This is a genomic window from Pseudomonas lijiangensis, assembly GCF_018968705.1.
Classification (GTDB): domain Bacteria; phylum Pseudomonadota; class Gammaproteobacteria; order Pseudomonadales; family Pseudomonadaceae; genus Aquipseudomonas; species Aquipseudomonas lijiangensis.
The window spans coordinates 2812908-2833062 of record NZ_CP076668.1; the positions used below are offsets into that span (position 1 = coordinate 2812908).

Below are 20155 nucleotides of genomic sequence, written 5' to 3' on the forward strand. Positions count from 1 at the left end.
ATGAACCAGTCCCTGTCCGTACCCAATACTTACCCACTGACTGCCGCCCAGCGTGATATCTGGCTCGATCAGGCTGTAAACAGTGATATTCCTCTCTACAACCTGGTCGGATATGCCCCGATCAAGGGCAATATCGATGGCGAGCGTCTCCAGCGGGCTGCCACGAAACTGATTCGTCGTCACGATGCGTTGCGAATGGTGCTGTTGCATGGGACAGGTGACGATGGTCTGCCTGTGCAGGCCTTTGTCGATCATCCGTCCTTGCAGATGACGCTGCATGATTTCTCCGGTCATGAAGACCCGGACACTGCGATACGCGAATTCGTGAAAGCACGCGCCCAGGTACCGTTCAAGATGGACGGCTCGCCACTGATACGCATGCAACTGCTGCGGGTCAGCGAGAACTTGAGCTGTTTCTGCCTTGAAGCCCACCACCTGATCATCGATGGCTGGGGTATTTCGCTCCTGCTCACGGATCTGGCCGAACTCTATGAGGCAGACGACGCTTCTGACGACTCGCAGGCGCCGTCCTACGTGCAATTCATTCAGGACGATATCGCCTACCGGGACTCGAAGCGTTATGCCCGTGATCAGGATTACTGGCTGAACAAGTACCAGGATGTACCCGAGCCGCTGCTGGAGCCGCGCCATCGGTCAGGCACCGGCCTGGCACCTTCAGGGCAGGTGTCGCGCAGTTACCCGCCTGCGTTGCTGGAGCGCATCGACCAGGTCGCACAGCCTCTGCAGTGCTCGCGTTTTCAGGTTTTGATGGCTGCGCTTTATGTGTACTTCATCCGTACATCCCGACGCGAAGAAGTGGTCCTCGGCCTGCCGATCCTCAACCGTTCCAATGCGAATTTCCGCAAGACCATGGGGCTGTTTACCCAGGTCAGTGCCGTGCGTCTGCGGTTCGATGCCGAACTGAGTTTTGCTGAGCTGGCGGCTGAAATCGCCGGTGTTCTCAAACAGGATTACCGAAACCAGCGTTTCCCGCTGAGTGAAATGAACCGGTCCCTGGGCCTGTTGCGCGATGGCCGGGGCCAGGTCTTCGATGTGTCGGTTTCCTATGAGTTGACCGATCAGCGCCTGACTTTCGATGGGGCACCTTCATACATCGTCAAATGCAACAGCGGTTATGAGCAGACGCCGCTGGCCATTTATATCCGCTCCAATGCCCATACCGATGAGTTCTTCATGGACTTCATCTACAACGAAGCGTTTTTCCAGGCTGATGAGGTCGAGAGCCTCGCCGAGCGCTTCATGCACATACTGGAGCAGGGGCTGCAAGACCCGAATCTTCAGGTGCGTGCCTTCAACCTGCCAACGCCTGCCGAGGCCCGGTTGCTTGAAGCCTGGAACCAGAACCATGAGCAGCTTGCTGCGCAGGATTATCAGACTATTCATGGCCAGTTCGAGGCGCAGGCACAGGCCCGTCCCGATGCGATGGCGCTGCTGCATGAAGGCCAGCGTGTCACCTACGGCCAGCTCAACGCCCAGGCCAACCAGGTCGCCCATCGCCTGCGCCAGCTGGGTGCAGGCCCCGACAATCGCGTGGGGATCTGTGTCGACCGTGGCCCGCTGATGATCATCGGCCTGCTGGGTATCCTCAAGGCTGGTGCCGGTTATGTACCGCTGGATCCGGCCTATCCTCAGGAGCGTCTGGCATTCATGCTCGACGACAGCATGCCGCTGGCGTTGTTGACCGAGTCCGCACACCTTGAGCATTTGCCAGCCCAGGACATTCCACTGCTGCTTCTGGATCAGCCCGAGGCCGCCGGTATTGCCGGGCAGCCTCAGGAAAATCCGCAGGTCGCCGGGCTTGAAACAGACCATCTGGCCTATGTGATCTATACCTCCGGTTCTACCGGACTGCCCAAGGGCGTCATGGTCGAGCACCGCAACGTCCTGCGCCTGTTCTCGGCAACCCGTGAATGGTTCGACTTTGGGACCGATGATGTCTGGGCGCTGTTTCATTCGTTCGCCTTCGACTTCTCCGTCTGGGAAATCTGGGGTGCGCTGTTGCATGGCGGCAGCCTGCTGCTGGTACCGCAACTTACGACGCGCTCACCCGAAGCCTGTTATGACCTTTTGTGCGAAGCCGGTGTCACGGTCCTCAACCAGACGCCGAGCGCCTTCCGGCAGATCATTGCTGCCCAGGGCGAAAACCCTCGTCCGCATGCATTGCGACAGGTGATTTTCGGTGGCGAGGCGCTGGATACCAGCATTCTCAAGCCCTGGTATGCGCGTCATGCGAATGCTGCTACACAACTGTTCAACATGTACGGCATTACTGAAACCACCGTACACGTCACCTGTTATCCATTGAGCAAGGACGATGTCGAAGGCGGTGTCAGCCCCATCGGCAAGCGTATTCCGGACTTGCGCCTGTACCTGCTCGATGACAACGGCCAGCCGGTTCCACCGGGCGTCGTGGCCGAGCTGTATGTAGGCGGTGCCGGGGTTGCCAGGGGCTACCTGAACCGTCCCGAACTGAACACCGAGCGTTTTCTGGCTGATCCCTTCGATGCCACTCCTCATGCACGGATGTACCGCTCGGGTGACCTGGCACGCTGGACAAGAGACGGCAATCTCGACTACCTCGGTCGTAACGATGATCAGGTGAAAGTCCGCGGATTCCGTATCGAGCTGGGTGAAATCGAAAGCCGCCTGGCAGCTTGCGCCGGTGTTCGCGAAGCGGTGGTGATTGCACGTCAGGACGAGCCGGGCGACAAGCGTCTGGTGGGCTATGTGATACCTGAAGCCGGTCAGTCACCGACAGCGGCCGATCTTCGCTCCGAACTGCTGGAAAACCTGGCTGATTACATGGTGCCCACGGCCTTTGTACTCTTGTCCGAATTCCCCCTGACCACCAACGGCAAGCTGGACCGCAAGGCTTTGCCTGTACCGGACGCCGCAGCCTTCGCACGGCGTGAATACGAAGCGCCGCAAGGCCCGGTCGAAACGCTGCTGGCCGGCCTGTGGAGCGAACTGCTGGGTGTCGAGCGCATCAGCCGTCATGACCAGTTCTTCGAGTTGGGAGGCGACTCGCTGCGGGCGGTCAAGTTGATCGAGCGCATGCGTGAAGTCGGGTTGCACGTCGATGTGCGTGTCCTGTTCGGTCAGCCCACGCTGCGAGTGCTGGCTGCAACGGCAGGTTCGGGGCGTGAAGTGGCGGTACCAGCCAATCTTGTCGAGCCGGGCGTACAGCGTATTACCCCGCAGATGTTGCCGCTGGCTTGCCTGAGCCAGGAACAGATCGATGCGGTCGTGGCCGGAGTGCCAGGCGGTGTCGCCAATGTCCAGGATATCTACGCGCTGGTGCCATTGCAGGAAGGCATTCTCTATCACTACCTGTCGACTCCCGAAGGCGATCCCTATCTGCTCCAGGGCACGCTGCGCATGGACAGCCGTGCTCATGTCGATTCATTCGTTCAGGCGTTGCAAGCCGTGGTTGCGCGACACGATATCCTGCGCACCTCGATTGCCTGGGAAGGGCTGGACGAGCCGGTCCAGGTGGTCTGGCGCGAAGCGCCGCTGCGGGTTCACGAGCATGCACTGCACGTGACCGACGGCGATATTGCCGCTCAGTTGCAGGATCGCCTCGATCCGCGTCACATGCGTTTCGACCTGCGTCAGGCGCCGCTGCTGGAGCTTCACCTGGCCGAAGATGCCGCACGCGGCGGCTGGGTTGCAGTGATTCTCCTGCATCACCTCATCGACGATGCCACCTCGCTGCGCATTCTGGGCATGGAAATCCAGGCTCATATCGATGGACGAAGCGCCGAGCTGGCGGCTTCCGTTCCATATCGCAACTATGTGGCTCAATCCCGTCTCGGCATCAGCCGTGAGGAGCACGAGGCGTTCTTCAGCTCGGCTCTGGGCGATGTGAACGAGCCGACGCTGCCGTTCGGTTTGCAGGACGTGCAGGGTGACGGCATTGCCATCGAGCAGGCCGTCGTAGCGCTGGACGATCAACTCGCTCAGCGCCTGCGTGCCCATGCCCGTGAGCTGGGCGTCAGCAATGCCAGCATTCATCACTTGGCCTGGGGTCAGGTGGTCGGTCGCTTGTCGGGCCGTGATGACGTGGTTTTCGGTACTGTCCTCATGGGCCGCATGCAAGGCGGCCAGGACGCCGATCGCGCCTTGGGTATGTTCATCAATACGCTGCCGCTGCGCGTACCGGCCCAGGGGCCGAGCGTCAGGGCGGCGATTCGCACCACCCATGAGCGTCTGGCGGCCTTGCTCGGCCATGAGCATGCGCCACTGGCCCTGGCGCAACGTTGCAGTGGTGTGGCAGCGCCGACGCCGCTGTTCAGTGCCTTGCTCAACTATCGTCATGCAGCTGTGGGTGCTTCTGCCGGTGAGGCCACAACCGTTCTGAAATGGGCCGGTTTCGAGCTGTCGGGCGGTGAAGAACGTACCAACTTCCCGTTGTCGCTTTCGGTCGACGACCTGGGCGAGGCTTTCAGCCTGACGGTGCAGGTCGTGCCGGGGATCGGTGCCCGCCGCATCGCCGATTACATGCATGCGGTGCTGGGCGACCTGGCCGATGCACTGGATCGCGACAGCGAGGTTGAGCTGCAGAGTCTGGCCTATATGCCAGATGCCGAGCGTCAGCAACTGTTGCATGGCTTCAATGCCTGTGATGAGGCATACGCCCGGGATCTGCTGGTGCATCAATTGTTCGAGGCCCGTGCCGAGCAGCAGCCGGACGCACTGGCGGTGACGTTCGAGTCGCAGCGTGTGAGTTACGGCGAGTTGAATCGCCAGGCCAACCGTATCGCCCATCGTCTGATGGAACTGGGCGTCGGCTTCGATGACCGGGTCGCAATCTGCTGCCGTCGCAGTCCGGAAATGATTGCCGGCCTGCTGGGCATTCTCAAGGCCGGGGCAGGGTATGTGCCGCTGGACCCGGATTACCCGGCAGAACGCCTGGAATACATGCTCAGCGATTCGGCTCCCAAGGCCGTGCTGAGCCAGGCCAGCGTTGCCGAACTGTTCAAGGACTCCGCCGTGCCCGGCGTGCTGCTCGACGGCCTGGCCGAAGGTGCGGAAGAATTCAGCCGCCAGCCTGACCACAACCCGGAACTGGCTGCCCGTGGGCTTGCTCCGCAGCACCTTGCCTACGTCATTTACACCTCAGGTTCCACCGGCCAGCCCAAGGGCGTGGCCATGCCCCATGTGCCACTGGTCAACCTGATGCAGTGGCAGCTCGCTGAAGGCATCAGAAGCGGCAACCCGGCCCCGGCCACCGTGCAATTCGCGGCCCTGGGCTTTGACGTGGCATTCCAGGAAATCTTCAGCACCCTGTGTGCCGGTGCGCCGCTGTCACTGATTCATGCCGACACCCGACTGGACCTGCGCAAGCTGTACCTGCACCTGTGCGAGGCGCGCATCGAGCGTCTGTATCTGCCATGCATCGCCTTGCAGGCTCTGGCCGAAGCGTTGACCGACTATCCGGCCCTGCGCGAGCAAACCTGCGCGTTGCGCGAGGTCGTCACTGCCGGTGAACAGTTGCGTATTACGGCGCCCATCCGCGCTTTGTTCGAGCATTTGTCAGAATGCCGTCTGCATAACCATTACGGCCCGACCGAGTCCCATGTCACCACTTCGCACACCCTGCCGGTGAATGTTGCGGACTGGCCAACCTTGCCAGCCATCGGCGTACCGGTGGCCAATACCCGCATCTATCTGCTCGATGCACAGTTCCAGCCTGTACCGGTGGGCGTTGCGGGTGAGATCTATATTGGCGGCACCTGTGTCGCACGCGGTTACCTGAACCGTGACGACCTGACGGCCGAGCGTTTCCTGGCCGATCCTTTTGTTGAAGCCGGTTCTGGCCGCCTTTACAAGACCGGCGACCTGGGTTGCCGGAACGCCGATGGCGTCATCGAATACCTGGGTCGTAACGATGACCAGATCAAGATTCGTGGTTTCCGGGTCGAGCTGGGGGAAATCGAATCCCGCCTGACCGATCACCTCTCTGTGCGCGATGCTGCGGTTGTCGCCCGTGAAGACACTCCCGGCGACAAGCGCCTGGTTGCCTATTTCACCCAGCAACCTGGCCAGGAGCCGGCGTCGGTCGATGTGCTGCGGGCTCACTTGCAGGCGTGCCTGCCGGACTACATGATCCCGGCCGCCTATGTCGAACTGGAAAAAATGCCGGTATCGGCCAACGGCAAGCTGGATCGCCGTTCCTTGCCCGCGCCGGATGCCTCGGCCTTTGTCAGTCAGGCTTATGAAGCGCCGCGAGGCACTATCGAAACGACTCTGGCCGGCCTCTGGTCGCAGATACTGGGCGTCGCTCAGGTGGGTCGTCACGACCACTTCTTCGAACTGGGCGGCCATTCGCTGCTGGCGGTCAAGCTGATCGAACGCATGCGTCAGCTGGATATGGATGCCGATGTTCGTGTGCTGTTCAGCCAGCCGACCCTGTCGGCACTGGCGGCAGCGGTGGGCGGTGTGGAAGAGGCCCTGCAGATTCCCGATAACGGTATTCCCGAAGGCTGCGAGCACATCACCGCGTCGATGCTGACCTTGCTGGATCTGGAGCAGAACGAGGTTGATCGTATCGTCGCCGCCATGCCGGGCGGTGCGGCCAATATTCAGGACATCTACCCGCTGGCGCCGTTGCAGGAAGGGATTCTCTACCACCACATTTCTGCGGAACAGGGTGATCCCTACCTGCTGCAGGCTGCCTTTGCCATGGACAGCCGGGAGCAGCTCGACAGCTTTATCGCTGCGTTGCAGACCGTTATCGACCGTCACGACATTCTGCGCACCGCGTTGATCTGGGATGGCCTTGAGCAACCGCTGCAAGTGGTGCTGCGCCAGGCTCGCCTGATCGTTGAAACCCTGGAGCTGGATGCATCGGCAGGCGATATCGCCAGCCAGGTGCAGGCGTTGTTCGACCCGCGTGACCTGCGACTCAACCTGGGGCAGGCGCCGCTGATGCGTATGGCCTGCGCCCATGACGAAACAAACCAGCGCTGGGTCGCGATTCTGCTGTTCCACCACATTGCTCTGGACCATACCGCGCTGGAAGTGATGCAGCATGAAATGCAGCTCATCCTGAGTGGCGAAGCGACCGGCCTCGATACGCCAATGCCTTACCGTCGCTATGTGGCACAGGCCCGGATGGCTGTCAGCCAGGCGGCCCACGAAGACTTCTTCCGCGAAATGCTGGGCGACGTCGAAGAGCCGACATTGCCGCTGGGGCTGCAAGAGGTACAAGGTGACGGTAGCGGTGTCGAGGAAAGCCGTTTCAGGCTGGATGCGGCCTTGAGTACGCGCCTGCGTGGCCTGTCCCGCAAACTGGGTGTGAGCCCTGCAAGCCTGCACCATCTGGCCTGGGCTCAGGTGGTCGGTAATCTGTCGGGACGCAGCGATGTGGTCTTCGGCACGGTATTGCTGGGCCGTATGCAAGCGGGCAGCGGTGCCGAGCGCGCCCTGGGTATGTTTATCAATACGCTGCCGGTGCGGGTTGCTCTGGGCGCTGTCAGCGTCAGCCAGGGTGTGCGCCAGACCCATACGCGCCTGACCGCGCTGCTGGGTCACGAACATGCATCCCTGGCCTTGGCCCAGCGTTGCAGCGGCGTGCCGGCATCCATGCCGTTGTTCAGTGCTTTGCTCAACTATCGCCATAGCCCGATCCTGTCTGACGAAGAGGTCGAGCGCTGGGGTGGCGCTGAAGTGCTGGAAGTGATGGAACGGACCAACTATCCGTTCATGCTGTCGGTGGATGATCTGGGCGAAGGTTTCCTGCTCACCGTGCAGACTGTGGCAGCCATTGCTTCACAGCGTGTTGCGGGCTATATGAGCACCGCACTGGAAAGCCTGGCCGATGCCCTGGAATCCGCGCCTGATCTGCCGTTGCATGCGCTGAAAATCCTGCCTGCGCAAGAACGCGATGAAGTGATTTCCGGCTTCAATGCCACTCAGGCCTCGTATCCACTCGATCAGACCGTTCATGGTTTGTTCGAGGCTCAGGTCGAACGCACGCCGGATGCCGTGGCGCTGGTGTTTGGCGGTGAGCAACTGAGCTATTCCGAACTGAATCAGCGGGCCAACCGACTGGCGCATCACTTGCGTAGCCAAGGTGTGGTGTCTGATTCGCGTGTGGCAATTTGTGTCGAGCGCGGTGTCGAGATGGTGGTCGGTTTGCTGGCCATCTTGAAGGCGGGTGGTGGTTATGTGCCGCTTGATCCGGCGTATCCGGCTGAACGTATTGCCTACATGCTGGAAGACAGTGCGCCTGCGGCGGTGCTGGCGCAATCGGTCACGCTTGAGCTGGTATCGGCGGCAGGTGTGCCGGTTATCAATCTCGATCAGCCCGACTGGCAGGACAAATCCGTCTCCAATCCGGTGATCGAGGGGCTGACGCCGGCTCATCTGGCCTATGTCATCTACACTTCGGGTTCGACCGGTCTGCCCAAGGGCGTGATGATCGAACACCGCAACACGGTCAACTTCCTGACCTGGGCACAGCAGGCGTTTGCGCCTGAGGTTCTGGCCAAGACACTGTTCTCGACCTCGTTGAACTTCGACCTGGCGGTTTATGAGTGCTTTGCGCCGTTGATCTCGGGCGGTCGTATCGACGTGGTCAAGAACGTGCTGGCCCTGCAAGAAGGTCAGCATGATGTGACGCTGATCAACACCGTCCCATCGGCGCTGAAAGCGCTGCTGGAATCGGGCGGCCTTCAAGAGGGCGTGCATACCGTCAACGTGGCGGGTGAGGCTCTTAAAGGTTCGCTGGTGGAAAGTCTGTTTGAACAGACCAGCGTCCAGCGTCTGTGCAACCTGTATGGCCCATCGGAAACCACCACGTACTCAAGCTGGGTGGCGATGGATCGTGAAGACGGTTTTGCCGCGCATATCGGCAAGCCAGTCGCCAATACCCAGTTCTACCTGCTGGACGAACACCGTCAGCCAGTGCCGTTTGGCGTGCCGGGTGAAATCTATATCGGTGGTGCGGGTGTGGCGCGGGGTTATCTGAATCGCGATGACCTGACCGCAGAACGCTTCCTGGAAGACCCGTTCAATGCCGGAGCGCGGATGTATCGCACCGGTGACCTGGGTCGCTGGTTGTCAGACGGCAATATCGAATACCTGGGTCGTAACGACGATCAGGTCAAGATCCGTGGTTTCCGTATCGAGCTGGGTGAGATCGAGGCCAAGCTGGCGCGTCATGAAAGCGTTAAAGAAGCCGTGGTCATGGCTCGTGAGGACGTGCCGGGTGATAAACGCTTGGTGGCGTACTTCACCTCAAATGTTACCGAAGTCGATCTGGAAACCCTGAAAGCCCATCTACAAGGCCAGTTGCCTGAATATATGGTCCCTGCGGCCTATGTGCATCTTGAAAAACTGCCGCTGACACCAAACGGCAAGCTGGACCGTAAGGCCTTGCCGGTCCCGGACCTGCAAGCCCTGATCAGCCGTGGCTACGAAGCGCCACAAGGCAACGTAGAAAAAGCTCTCGCACAAATCTGGGCCGAAGTGCTGCAAGTCGAGCGCGTAGGCCGTCACGATCACTTCTTTGAACTGGGCGGCCACTCGCTGCTGGCAGTCAAGCTGATCGAGAAGATGCGTCAGCAAGGCCTGAGTGCCGATGTACGTGTGCTGTTCAGCCAGCCAACTCTGATGGCTCTGGCGGCTGCGGTGGGCAATGGCACGGAAATCCGTGTCCCTGCCAACCTGATCGAGCCGGGCTGCACCCGCATTACGCCGGACATGCTGCCGCTGGTAACCCTCAGCGAAGAGCAGCTGGAACAGGTCATCGCTTCCATCCCCGGCGGCACTGCCAATATCCAGGATATCTACCCGCTGGCGCCGTTGCAGGAAGGGATTCTCTATCATCACCTGGCGGCGAAACAGGGTGATCCTTACGTGTTGCAGGCTGCTTTCGAGTTTGCCGACAAAGACCGGCTGGATGCGTTCGTCAGTGCGCTGCAATCGGTGATCGACCGCCACGATATCCTGCGCACTTCGCTGTACTGGGAAGGGCTGGATGAGCCGGTTCAAGTGGTCTGGCGTCAGGCCACCCTGGGCATGGAGCACCTTGAGCTGGATCTCGAACAAGGCGATATCGCCAGCCAGCTGCAGGCACGTTTCGATACGCGTCAGCACCGCATGGACATTCGTCAGGCACCGCTGATGCAGATCGCCTATGCCCAGGATTCTGCAACCCAACGTTGGGTGGCTTTGCTGCTTTTCCATCACATGGCGCTGGACCATACCGCGCTGGAAGTGGTCCAGCACGAGATGGAAGCCTGGCTGCTGGGCGATACCGGGCATCTGAGCGAGCCGGTGCCGTATCGCAATTATGTGGCACAGGTACGCCTGAGCAATGACAGCGAAGCGCAGGAAGCCTTCTTCCGCGACATGCTGGGTGATATCGACGAGCCCACGCTGCCATTCGGCCTGCATGAAGTGCAGGGTGAGGGGCGTGGTATCGAGGAGCATCGCCTGACGCTGGATCTGCCACTGAGCAAGCGCCTGCGAGCCCTGGCCCGTCAGCTTGGAGTCAGTGTGGCGTCCCTGCATCACCTGGCCTGGGGTCAGGTATTGAGCGCGGCCAGTGGTCGTGACGATGTGGTCTTCGGCACGGTATTGGTGGGCCGCCTCAATGGTGGTGAAGGTGCGGATCGTGCACTGGGCATGTTCATCAATACCTTGCCGCTGCGCCTGCAATTGGGTGCAGGTGAAGTAAAAGCCGGTGTGCGTGAAACTCATGCTCGTCTGAGTGCCTTGCTGGCCCACGAACATGCGCCGTTGGCGCTGGCTCAGCGTTGCAGCGGCGTACCGGCTTCAACGCCTTTGTTCAGCGCCTTGCTCAACTATCGCTACAGCGCGGCACCGGGCGAGTACAGCCTGTCGCCGGCCTGGCAAGGTATCGAACCGCTGAAAAGCGAAGAGCGCACCAACTACCCATTGACCCTGTCTGTGGATGACCAGGGCGAAGGTTTCGAACTGACGGTTCTAGTGCAGGAAGGTATCGGCGCTGCGCGTGTGGCGGCCTATATGAATACGGCACTGACTGAACTGGCGGATGCGCTGGAGAACACGCCGACTGCACCGCTTTATTCGGTTTCGGTATTGCCTGCCGAAGAGCTCACGCAATTGCTCCATGGCTATAACGATACCGTCGCCGAGTATCCGCTTGATCAGACCGTTCATGGTTTGTTCGAGGCCCAGGTGGAGCGCACGCCGGATGCCGTGGCGCTTGTGTCTGGCGATGAGCAACTGAGCTATGCCGAACTGAATAAGCGAGCCAACCGTCTGGCGCATCACTTGCGCAGTCAGGGCGTGGTGCCGGATGCTCGCGTGGCGATCTGTGTCGAGCGCGGTATCGATATGGTGGTTGGCCTGCTGGCCATTCTGAAGGCGGGCGGTGGTTATGTGCCGCTGGATCCGGCGTATCCGGCTGAACGTATTGCCTACATGCTGGAAGACAGCGCGCCGGCAGCGGTACTGGCGCAATCGGCGACGCTGGATCTGGTATCGGCAGCGGGTGTGCCGGTGATCAATCTGGATCAGCCTGACTGGCAGGACAAATCTGTCTCCAATCCGGTGATCGAAGGCCTGACGCCAGCTCATCTGGCTTATGTGATCTACACCTCGGGTTCAACCGGTCTGCCGAAAGGCGTGATGATCGAGCACCGCAATACAGTCAACTTCCTGACCTGGGCGCAGCAGGCGTTTGAGCCTGAAGTTCTGGCCAAAACGCTGTTCTCCACCTCGCTGAACTTCGACCTGGCAGTCTACGAGTGCTTTGCGCCGCTGATCTCGGGCGGCAGCATTGAGGTGGTCAAGAACGTGCTGGCGCTGCAAGAAGGCGAGCATGATGTGACCCTGATCAACACCGTACCTTCGGCGCTGAAAGCGCTGCTGGAATCGGGCGGCCTTCAAGAGGGTGTGCATACCGTCAACGTGGCGGGTGAAGCACTCAAGGGCTCGCTGGTAGAAAGCCTGTTTGAGCAAACCAGCGTCCAGCGTCTGTGCAACCTGTATGGCCCATCGGAAACCACCACCTACTCAAGCTGGGTTTCGATGGATCGTAAGGACGGTTTTGCCGCGCATATCGGCAAGCCGGTGGCCAATACCCAGTTCTACCTGCTGGATGAGCACCGTCAACCTGTACCGTTTGGCGTTCCAGGCGAAATCTATATCGGTGGTGCCGGTGTAGCTCGTGGCTACCTGAACCGCGATGACCTGACGGCTGAACGTTTCCTGGAAGACCCGTTCAACGCCGGAGCACGCATGTACCGCACCGGCGACCTGGGCCGTTGGTTGGCGGACGGCAATATCGAATACCTGGGTCGTAACGACGATCAGGTGAAAATCCGTGGTTTCCGTATCGAACTGGGCGAAATCGAAGCCAAGCTGGCGCGTCATGAGAGCGTGAAAGAAGCGGTGATCATGGCTCGTGAGGACGTGCCGGGCGACAAGCGTCTTGTGGCGTATTTCACCTCGGCCGGTGTTGAAGTTGATCCGGAAACCCTCAAAGCCCATCTGCAAGGTCAATTGCCGGAATACATGGTCCCGGCGGCCTACGTGCATCTGGACAAACTGCCCCTGACCCCGAACGGCAAGCTGGATCGCAAGGCGCTACCAGCCCCGGATCTGCAAGCCCTGATCAGCCGTGGCTATGAAGCGCCGGTTGGCGAAACCGAAATCACGTTGGCGCAGATCTGGGCCGACGTGCTGCAAGTCGAGCGCGTCGGTCGTCATGACCATTTCTTCGAACTGGGTGGCCACTCGCTGTTGGCAGTCAAGCTGATCGAGAAAATGCGTCAGCAAGGCTTGAGTGCCGATGTGCGTGTACTGTTCAGCCAGCCAACCCTGATGGCTCTGGCCGCTGCGGTGGGCAATGGCACGGAAATCCGTGTCCCGGCCAACCTGATCGAGCCGGGCTGTACGCATATCACCCCTGACATGCTGCCATTGCTGGAGATCAGTGCAGGGCAACTGGAGCAGGTCATTGCCTCCATTCCGGGCGGCTCAGCCAATATCCAGGATATCTACCCGCTGGCACCGTTGCAGGAGGGGATTCTCTATCACCACCTGGCAGCCGAGCAGGGCGACCCCTATGTGTTGCAGGCGGTCTTCGGTTTTGCCAATGAAGAACGGCTGAATGCCTTCACCGGCGCGCTGCAATCGGTGATCGACCGCCACGATATCCTGCGCACCTCGCTGTGCTGGGAAGGGCTGGACGAGCCGGTGCAGGTGGTCTGGCGTCAGGCGCAACTGAAAGTGGAACAGGTCGAGGTGGATGCTTCTCTGGATGTCGTCAGCCAGTTGCAGCACCGTTTCGATGCCCGTCAGCACCGGATGGACATTCGTCAGGCACCGCTGATGTGGATTGCCTATGCCCATGATCCGGCCAGTCAGCGCTGGGTCGCCTTCCTGCTGTTCCATCACCTGGCGCTGGACCATACCGCGCTGGAAGTGGTCCAGCACGAGATGGAAGCCTGGCTGCTGGACAATTCGCAGCCTTTGAGCGAGCCGGTGCCGTATCGCAACTATGTGGCTCAGGCGCGCCTTGGGACCGATCGCGAAGCTCAGGAAGTCTTCTTCCGCGACATGCTGGGGGATCTCGACGAGCCGACGCTGCCGTTCGGCCTGCATGAAGTGCAGGGTGAAGGCCGTGATATCGAGGAACACCGTCTGCCTCTGGACCTGGACCTTAGCAAGCGCCTGCGAGCCCAGGCCCGCCAGCTTGGAGTCAGTGTGGCATCTCTGCATCATCTGGCCTGGGCGCAGGTGGTCAGTGCAGCCAGTGGTCGTGATGATGTGGTGTTCGGCACTGTCCTGATGGGTCGTCTCAGTGGTGGCGAAGGGGCCGATCGTGCGCTGGGCATGTTTATCAACACCTTGCCGCTGCGTCTGCAACTCAATGCTCTTGAAGCACGTACCGGCGTGCGTGAAACCCACGCTCGCCTGAGCGCCTTGCTGGCTCACGAACATGCACCGCTGGCTCTGGCACAGCGGTGCAGTGGCGTGCCGGCTTCGACGCCACTGTTCAGCGCCTTGCTCAACTATCGCTACAGCGCGGCTCCGGGCGATTACAGCCTGTCGCCGGCCTGGGCCGGTATCGAAGCGCTCAAAGGTGATGAGCGCACCAACTACCCACTGACCCTGTCCGTGGACGATCATGGCGAAGGTTTCGAGCTGATCGCGCAGGTACAGAGCAGTATCGGTGCCGCGCGCGTATCGGCTTATATGCATACGGCGCTGATCGGTCTGGTGGAGGCACTGGAGCAGCATCCACAGGCTGCGCTCAGCAATGTGTCGGTACTGCCGAAGGATGAACGCGAGCAACTGCTCAAAGGGTTTAACGCTACCGAGGCTGAATACCCGCTTGATCAGACCGTGCATGGTTTGTTCGAGGCTCAGGTCGAACGAACGCCGGGTGCCGTGGCGCTGGTGTCTGGCTCTGAGCATTTGATCTATGCCGAACTGAATCAGCGGGCCAACCGACTGGCGCATCACCTGCGCAGTCAGGGCGTGGTGCCCGATTCCCGTGTGGCAATTTGTGTCGAGCGCGGTGTCGAGATGGTGGTCGGCCTGCTTGCAATTCTGAAGGCAGGCGGTGGTTATGTGCCGCTGGATCCGGCGTATCCAGCCGAGCGTATTGCCTACATGCTGGAAGACAGCGCTCCGGCGGCGGTGTTAGCACAATCGACCACGCTGGACCTGGTATCGGCGGCAGGTGTCACCGTTATCAATCTTGATCAGCCCGACTGGCAGGACAAATCCGTCTCCAATCCGGTGATCGAGGGGCTGACGTCGGCTCATCTGGCTTACGTCATCTACACCTCGGGCTCCACTGGCTTGCCCAAAGGCGTGATGATCGAGCATCGCAATACGGTCAACTTCCTGACCTGGGCGCAGCAGGCGTTTGCGCCTGAGGTGCTGGCCAAGACGCTGTTCTCAACCTCGTTGAACTTCGACCTGGCAGTCTACGAGTGCTTTGCGCCGTTGATCTCGGGAGGTCGTATCGATGTGGTCAAGAACGTACTGGCCCTGCAAGAAGGTCAGCATGATGTGACGCTGATCAACACTGTGCCTTCGGCGCTCAAGGCGCTTCTGGAATCGGGTGGTCTGCAAGAAGGTGTGCATACCGTCAACGTGGCCGGTGAAGCTCTTAAAGGTTCGCTGGTGGAAAGCCTGTTCGCTGAAACCAGCGTCCAGCGCCTGTGCAACCTGTATGGCCCATCGGAAACCACCACGTACTCCAGCTGGGTTTCGATGGATCGTGCAAACGGTTTTGCCGCGCATATCGGCAAGCCGGTAGCCAATACCCAGTTCTACCTGCTGGACGAGCACTGCCAACCAGTCCCACTGGGCGTTCCGGGCGAAATCTATATCGGTGGTGCCGGTGTAGCCCGTGGCTACCTGAACCGCGATGACCTGACTGCCGAACGCTTCCTTGAAGACCCGTTCAACGCCGGAGCCCGCATGTACCGCACCGGCGACCTGGGTCGCTGGTTGGCGGATGGAAATATCGAGTACCTGGGTCGTAACGACGATCAGGTGAAAATCCGTGGTTTCCGGATCGAACTGGGTGAAATCGAAGCCAAGCTGGCCCGTCATGAAAGCGTGAAAGAAGCAGTGGTCATGGCTCGTGAGGACGTGCCGGGCGACAAACGCTTGGTGGCTTACTTCACTTCAAGCGTTGCCGAAATCAACCTGGAAACCCTGAAAGCGCACCTGCAAGGCCAGTTACCTGAATACATGGTGCCTGCAGCTTATGTGTATCTTGAAAAACTGCCCCTGACCCCGAATGGCAAGCTGGACCGCAAGGCCTTGCCGGCCCCGGATCTGCAAGCCCTGATTAGCCGCGGCTACGAAGCGCCAAAAGGCGAAATCGAAACCACTCTGGCGCAGATCTGGGCCGAGGTGCTGCAGGTCGAGCGGGTGGGTCGTCACGATCACTTCTTCGAACTGGGCGGTCACTCGCTGTTGGCAGTCAAGCTGATCGAGAAGATGCGTCAGCAAGGCCTGAGTGCCGATGTGCGCGTGCTGTTCAGTCAGCCAACCCTGATGGCTCTGGCGGCTGCGGTGGGCAATGGCACGGAAATCCATGTTCCGGCCAATCTGATCGAGCCGGGCTGCACACATATCACCCCTGACATGCTGCCGCTGGCAACCACCAGCGCTGAGCAACTTGAACAGGTCATCGCCTCTATCCCCGGCGGCGCAGCCAATATCCAGGATATCTACCCGCTGGCGCCGTTGCAGGAAGGGATTCTTTATCACTATCTGGTTACCGAGGACGATGATCCCTATGCCGTGCAGACGCTTTTCGGCTTTGCCAGCGAAGAGCGACTGAAGGCGTTCTCCGGAGCGCTGCAATCGGTGATCGAGCGTCATGACATCCTGCGCACGTCGTTCTTCTGGGAGGGACTGGATGAGCCGGTGCAGGTGGTCTGGCGTCAGGCCCGTCTGGAAGTCGAAGCCCTTGAACTGGACCCGGCGCAAGGCGATATCGGCGCGCAACTGGAAGCACGCTTCGATGCCCGCCAGTACCGCATGGATATCCGTCAGGCACCGCTGCTGCGGATTGTCTATGCCCATGACCCGGTCAATCAGCGTTGGGTAGGGTTGCTGCTTTCCCATCACCTGATCCTGGACAACACTGCATTGGCCGTTGTGACCCAGGAGATGGAAGCCTGTCTGCTGAATACGACACAGCACCTCAATGAATCGGTGCCGTACCGCAACTATGTGGCTCAGTCGCGCCTCGGCGTCGATCAGGCAGCCCATGAAGCGTTCTTCCGTAGCGTGCTGGGGGATCTCGACGAGCCGACCCTGCCGTTCGGTCTGCATGAAGTACAGGGCGACGGTTACAGTGTCGAAGAGCATCACCTGGCGCTGGACCGTGACCTGAGCCTGCGCCTGCGAGCGCAGGCCCGTCAGCTCGGAGTCAGCGTGGCGTCTCTGCATCACCTGGCCTGGGCGCAGGTACTCAGCGCAGCCAGCGGTCGCGATGACGTGGTATTCGGCACCGTCCTGATGGGGCGCCTCAGTGGTGGCGAAGGGGCCGATCGTGCCCTGGGCATGTTTATCAACACCTTGCCGCTGCGTCTGCAACTCAATGCTCTTGAAGCACGTTCCGGTGTGCGTGAAACCCATGCTCGCCTGAGTGCCTTGCTGGCCCATGAACATGCGCCGCTGGCACTGGCTCAACGCTGCAGCGCAGTGCCAGCCTCGACGTCACTGTTCAGTGCCTTGCTCAACTATCGCTACAGCGCTGCAACGGATGAGCACAACCCTTCGCTTGCGTGGGAAGGTATTGAACCGCTGAAAGGCAGCGAGCGTACTAACTACCCGCTCACGCTGTCGGTGAATGATCAGGGCGAAGGCTTTGAACTGACTGTGCTGGTGCAGGAAGGTATCGGCGCTGCGCGTGTGGCGGCTTATATGAGTGCCGCTCTGGCAGGGCTGGTGACTGCGCTGGAGCACACACCTTCCGCGCCGCTTCATGAAATCAGCGTGTTGCCTGCCGAAGAACTCGCGCAATTGCTCCATGGCTACAACGATACCGTCGCGGAGTATCCGCTCGATCAGACCGTTCATGGCTTGTTCGAGGCTCAGGTCGAACGCACGCCGGATGCGATTGCGCTGGTATTTGGTGATGAGCGTCTGAGCTATGGCGAGCTGAATCAGCGTGCCAACCGACTGGCGCATCACTTGCGCAGTCAGGGCGTAGTGCCCGATTCCCGTGTGGCGATCTGTGTCGAGCGCGGGATCGAGATGGTGGTCGGGTTGCTGGCCATTCTGAAGGCCGGCGGCGGTTATGTGCCGCTGGATCCGGCGTATCCGGCTGAACGTATTGCCTACATGCTGGAAGACAGCGCTCCTGCGGCGGTGCTTGCACAATCGGCCACGCTGGACCTGGTATCGGCGGCAGGTGTCACCGTTATCAATCTTGATCAGCCCGACTGGCAGGACAAATCCGTCTCCAATCCGGTGATCGAGGGGCTGACGTCGGCTCATCTGGCTTACGTCATCTACACCTCGGGCTCCACTGGCTTGCCCAAAGGCGTGATGATCGAGCATCGCAATACGGTCAACTTCCTGACCTGGGCGCAGCAGGCGTTTGCGCCGGAAGTTCTTTCTAAAACCCTGTTCTCGACCTCGCTGAACTTCGACCTGGCAGTTTATGAGTGCTTTGCACCGCTGATCTCGGGTGGCCGTATCGATGTGGTCAAGAACGTGCTGGCCCTGCAAGAAGGTCCGCATGATGTGACGTTGATCAACACCGTTCCTTCGGCGCTCAAGGCGCTTCTGGAATCGGGTGGTCTGCAAGAGGGCGTCCACACCGTCAACGTGGCGGGTGAAGCTCTTAAAGGTTCGCTGGTCGAAAGCCTGTTTGAACAAACCAGCGTCCAGCGCCTGTGCAACCTGTATGGCCCATCTGAAACCACCACGTACTCCAGCTGGGTTTCGATGGATCGTGAGGATGGTTTTGCTGCGCATATCGGTAAACCCGTCGCCAATACCCAGTTCTACCTGCTGGACGAGCACCGTCAGCCAGTACCGCTGGGTGTGCCGGGCGAAATCTATATCGGTGGTGCGGGCGTTGCCCGTGGCTACCTGAACCGTGATGACCTGACTGCCGAACGCTTCCTGGACGATCCATTCAACGCAGGTGCCCGCATGTATCGCACCGGCGACCTGGGTCGCTGGTTGGCGGATGGCAATATCGAATACCTGGGTCGTAACGACGATCAGGTGAAGATCCGCGGTTTCCGTATCGAGCTGGGCGAAATCGAAGCCAAGCTGGCCCGTCATGAAAGCGTGAAAGAAGCGGTGGTCATGGCTCGTGAGGACGTGCCGGGTGACAAGCGTCTGGTGGCGTATTTAACTTCGGTTGGTCAACCCGCTGATCTGGAAACCCTGAAAGCCCATCTGCAAGGCCAGTTGCCGGAATATATGGTCCCGGCGGCCTATGTCCATCTGGACAAGCTGCCACTGACCCCGAACGGCAAGCTGGATCGCAAGGCACTCCCGGCCCCGGATCTGCAAGCCCTGATCAGCCGTGGCTACGAAGCGCCAAAAGGCGAAACCGAAACAACTCTGGCGCAGATCTGGGCCGAAGTGCTGCAAGTCGAGCGCGTAGGCCGTCACGATCACTTCTTCGAACTGGGCGGTCACTCGCTGCTGGCCGTCAAGATGATCGAGAAAATGCGTCAACAAGGCCTGAGTGCCGATGTTCGCGTGCTCTTCAGTCAGCCAACCCTGATGGCACTGGCCGCTGCGGTGGGCAATGGCACGGAAATCCGTGTTCCGGCCAACCTGATCGAACCGGGCTGCACCCGCATTACGCCGGACATGCTGCCACTGGTAACCATCAGCGAAGAGCAGCTTGAGCAGGTTATTGCCTCCATTCCCGGCGGCGCAGCCAATATTCAGGATATCTACCCGCTGGCACCGCTGCAGGAAGGGATTCTCTATCACCACCTGTCAGCCGAACAGGGCGACCCCTATGTGCTGCAAGCGGTTTTCGGTTTTGCCAATCAAGAGCGGTTGAATGCCTTCACCGGTGCATTGCAGAACGTCATCGACCGCCACGATATCCTGCGCACGTCGCTGTACTGGGAAGGTCTGGACGAGCCGGTGCAGGTGGTCTGGCGCGAGGTACAACTGGGCGTTGAAGAGATCGAGGTGGATGCTTCTCTGGATGTCGTCACCCAGTTGCAGCACCGCTTCGATACTCGTTATCACCGGATGGACATTGGCCAGGCACCGCTGATGCAGATTGCCTATGCCCGTGATCCGGCCAATCAGCGCTGGGTCGCCTTCCTGCTGTTCCATCACCTGGTCATGGACCACACCGCGCTGGAAGTGGTCAGCCATGAGATGGAGTCCTGGCTGCTGGGCGATACGCAGCCTCTGAGCGAGCCAGTGCCGTATCGCAATTACGTGGCTCAGGCGCGTCTGGGTGCCGATCGCGACGCTCAGGAAGTCTTCTTCCGTGACATGCTCGGTGATCTGGACGAACCGACCTTGCCGTTTGGTTTGCATGAAGTGCAGGGCGACGGTTATGCCGTCGAGGAACATCGTGAAGCGCTGGGCCGCGATCTGAGTCTGAGACTGCGGGCACAGGCCCGGCAGCTCGGCGTCAGCGTGGCCTCTCTGCATCACCTGG

The 20155-nt window shown here is 60.2% G+C and carries 1 pseudogene (running past one end of the window); it reads left to right on the forward strand.

What is annotated here, in order from left to right:
• Positions 1-20155 (forward strand): annotated as a pseudogene (locus KQP88_RS12140) (non-ribosomal peptide synthase/polyketide synthase) (its annotated part continues 8816 nt past the right edge of the window); the annotation flags it as partial.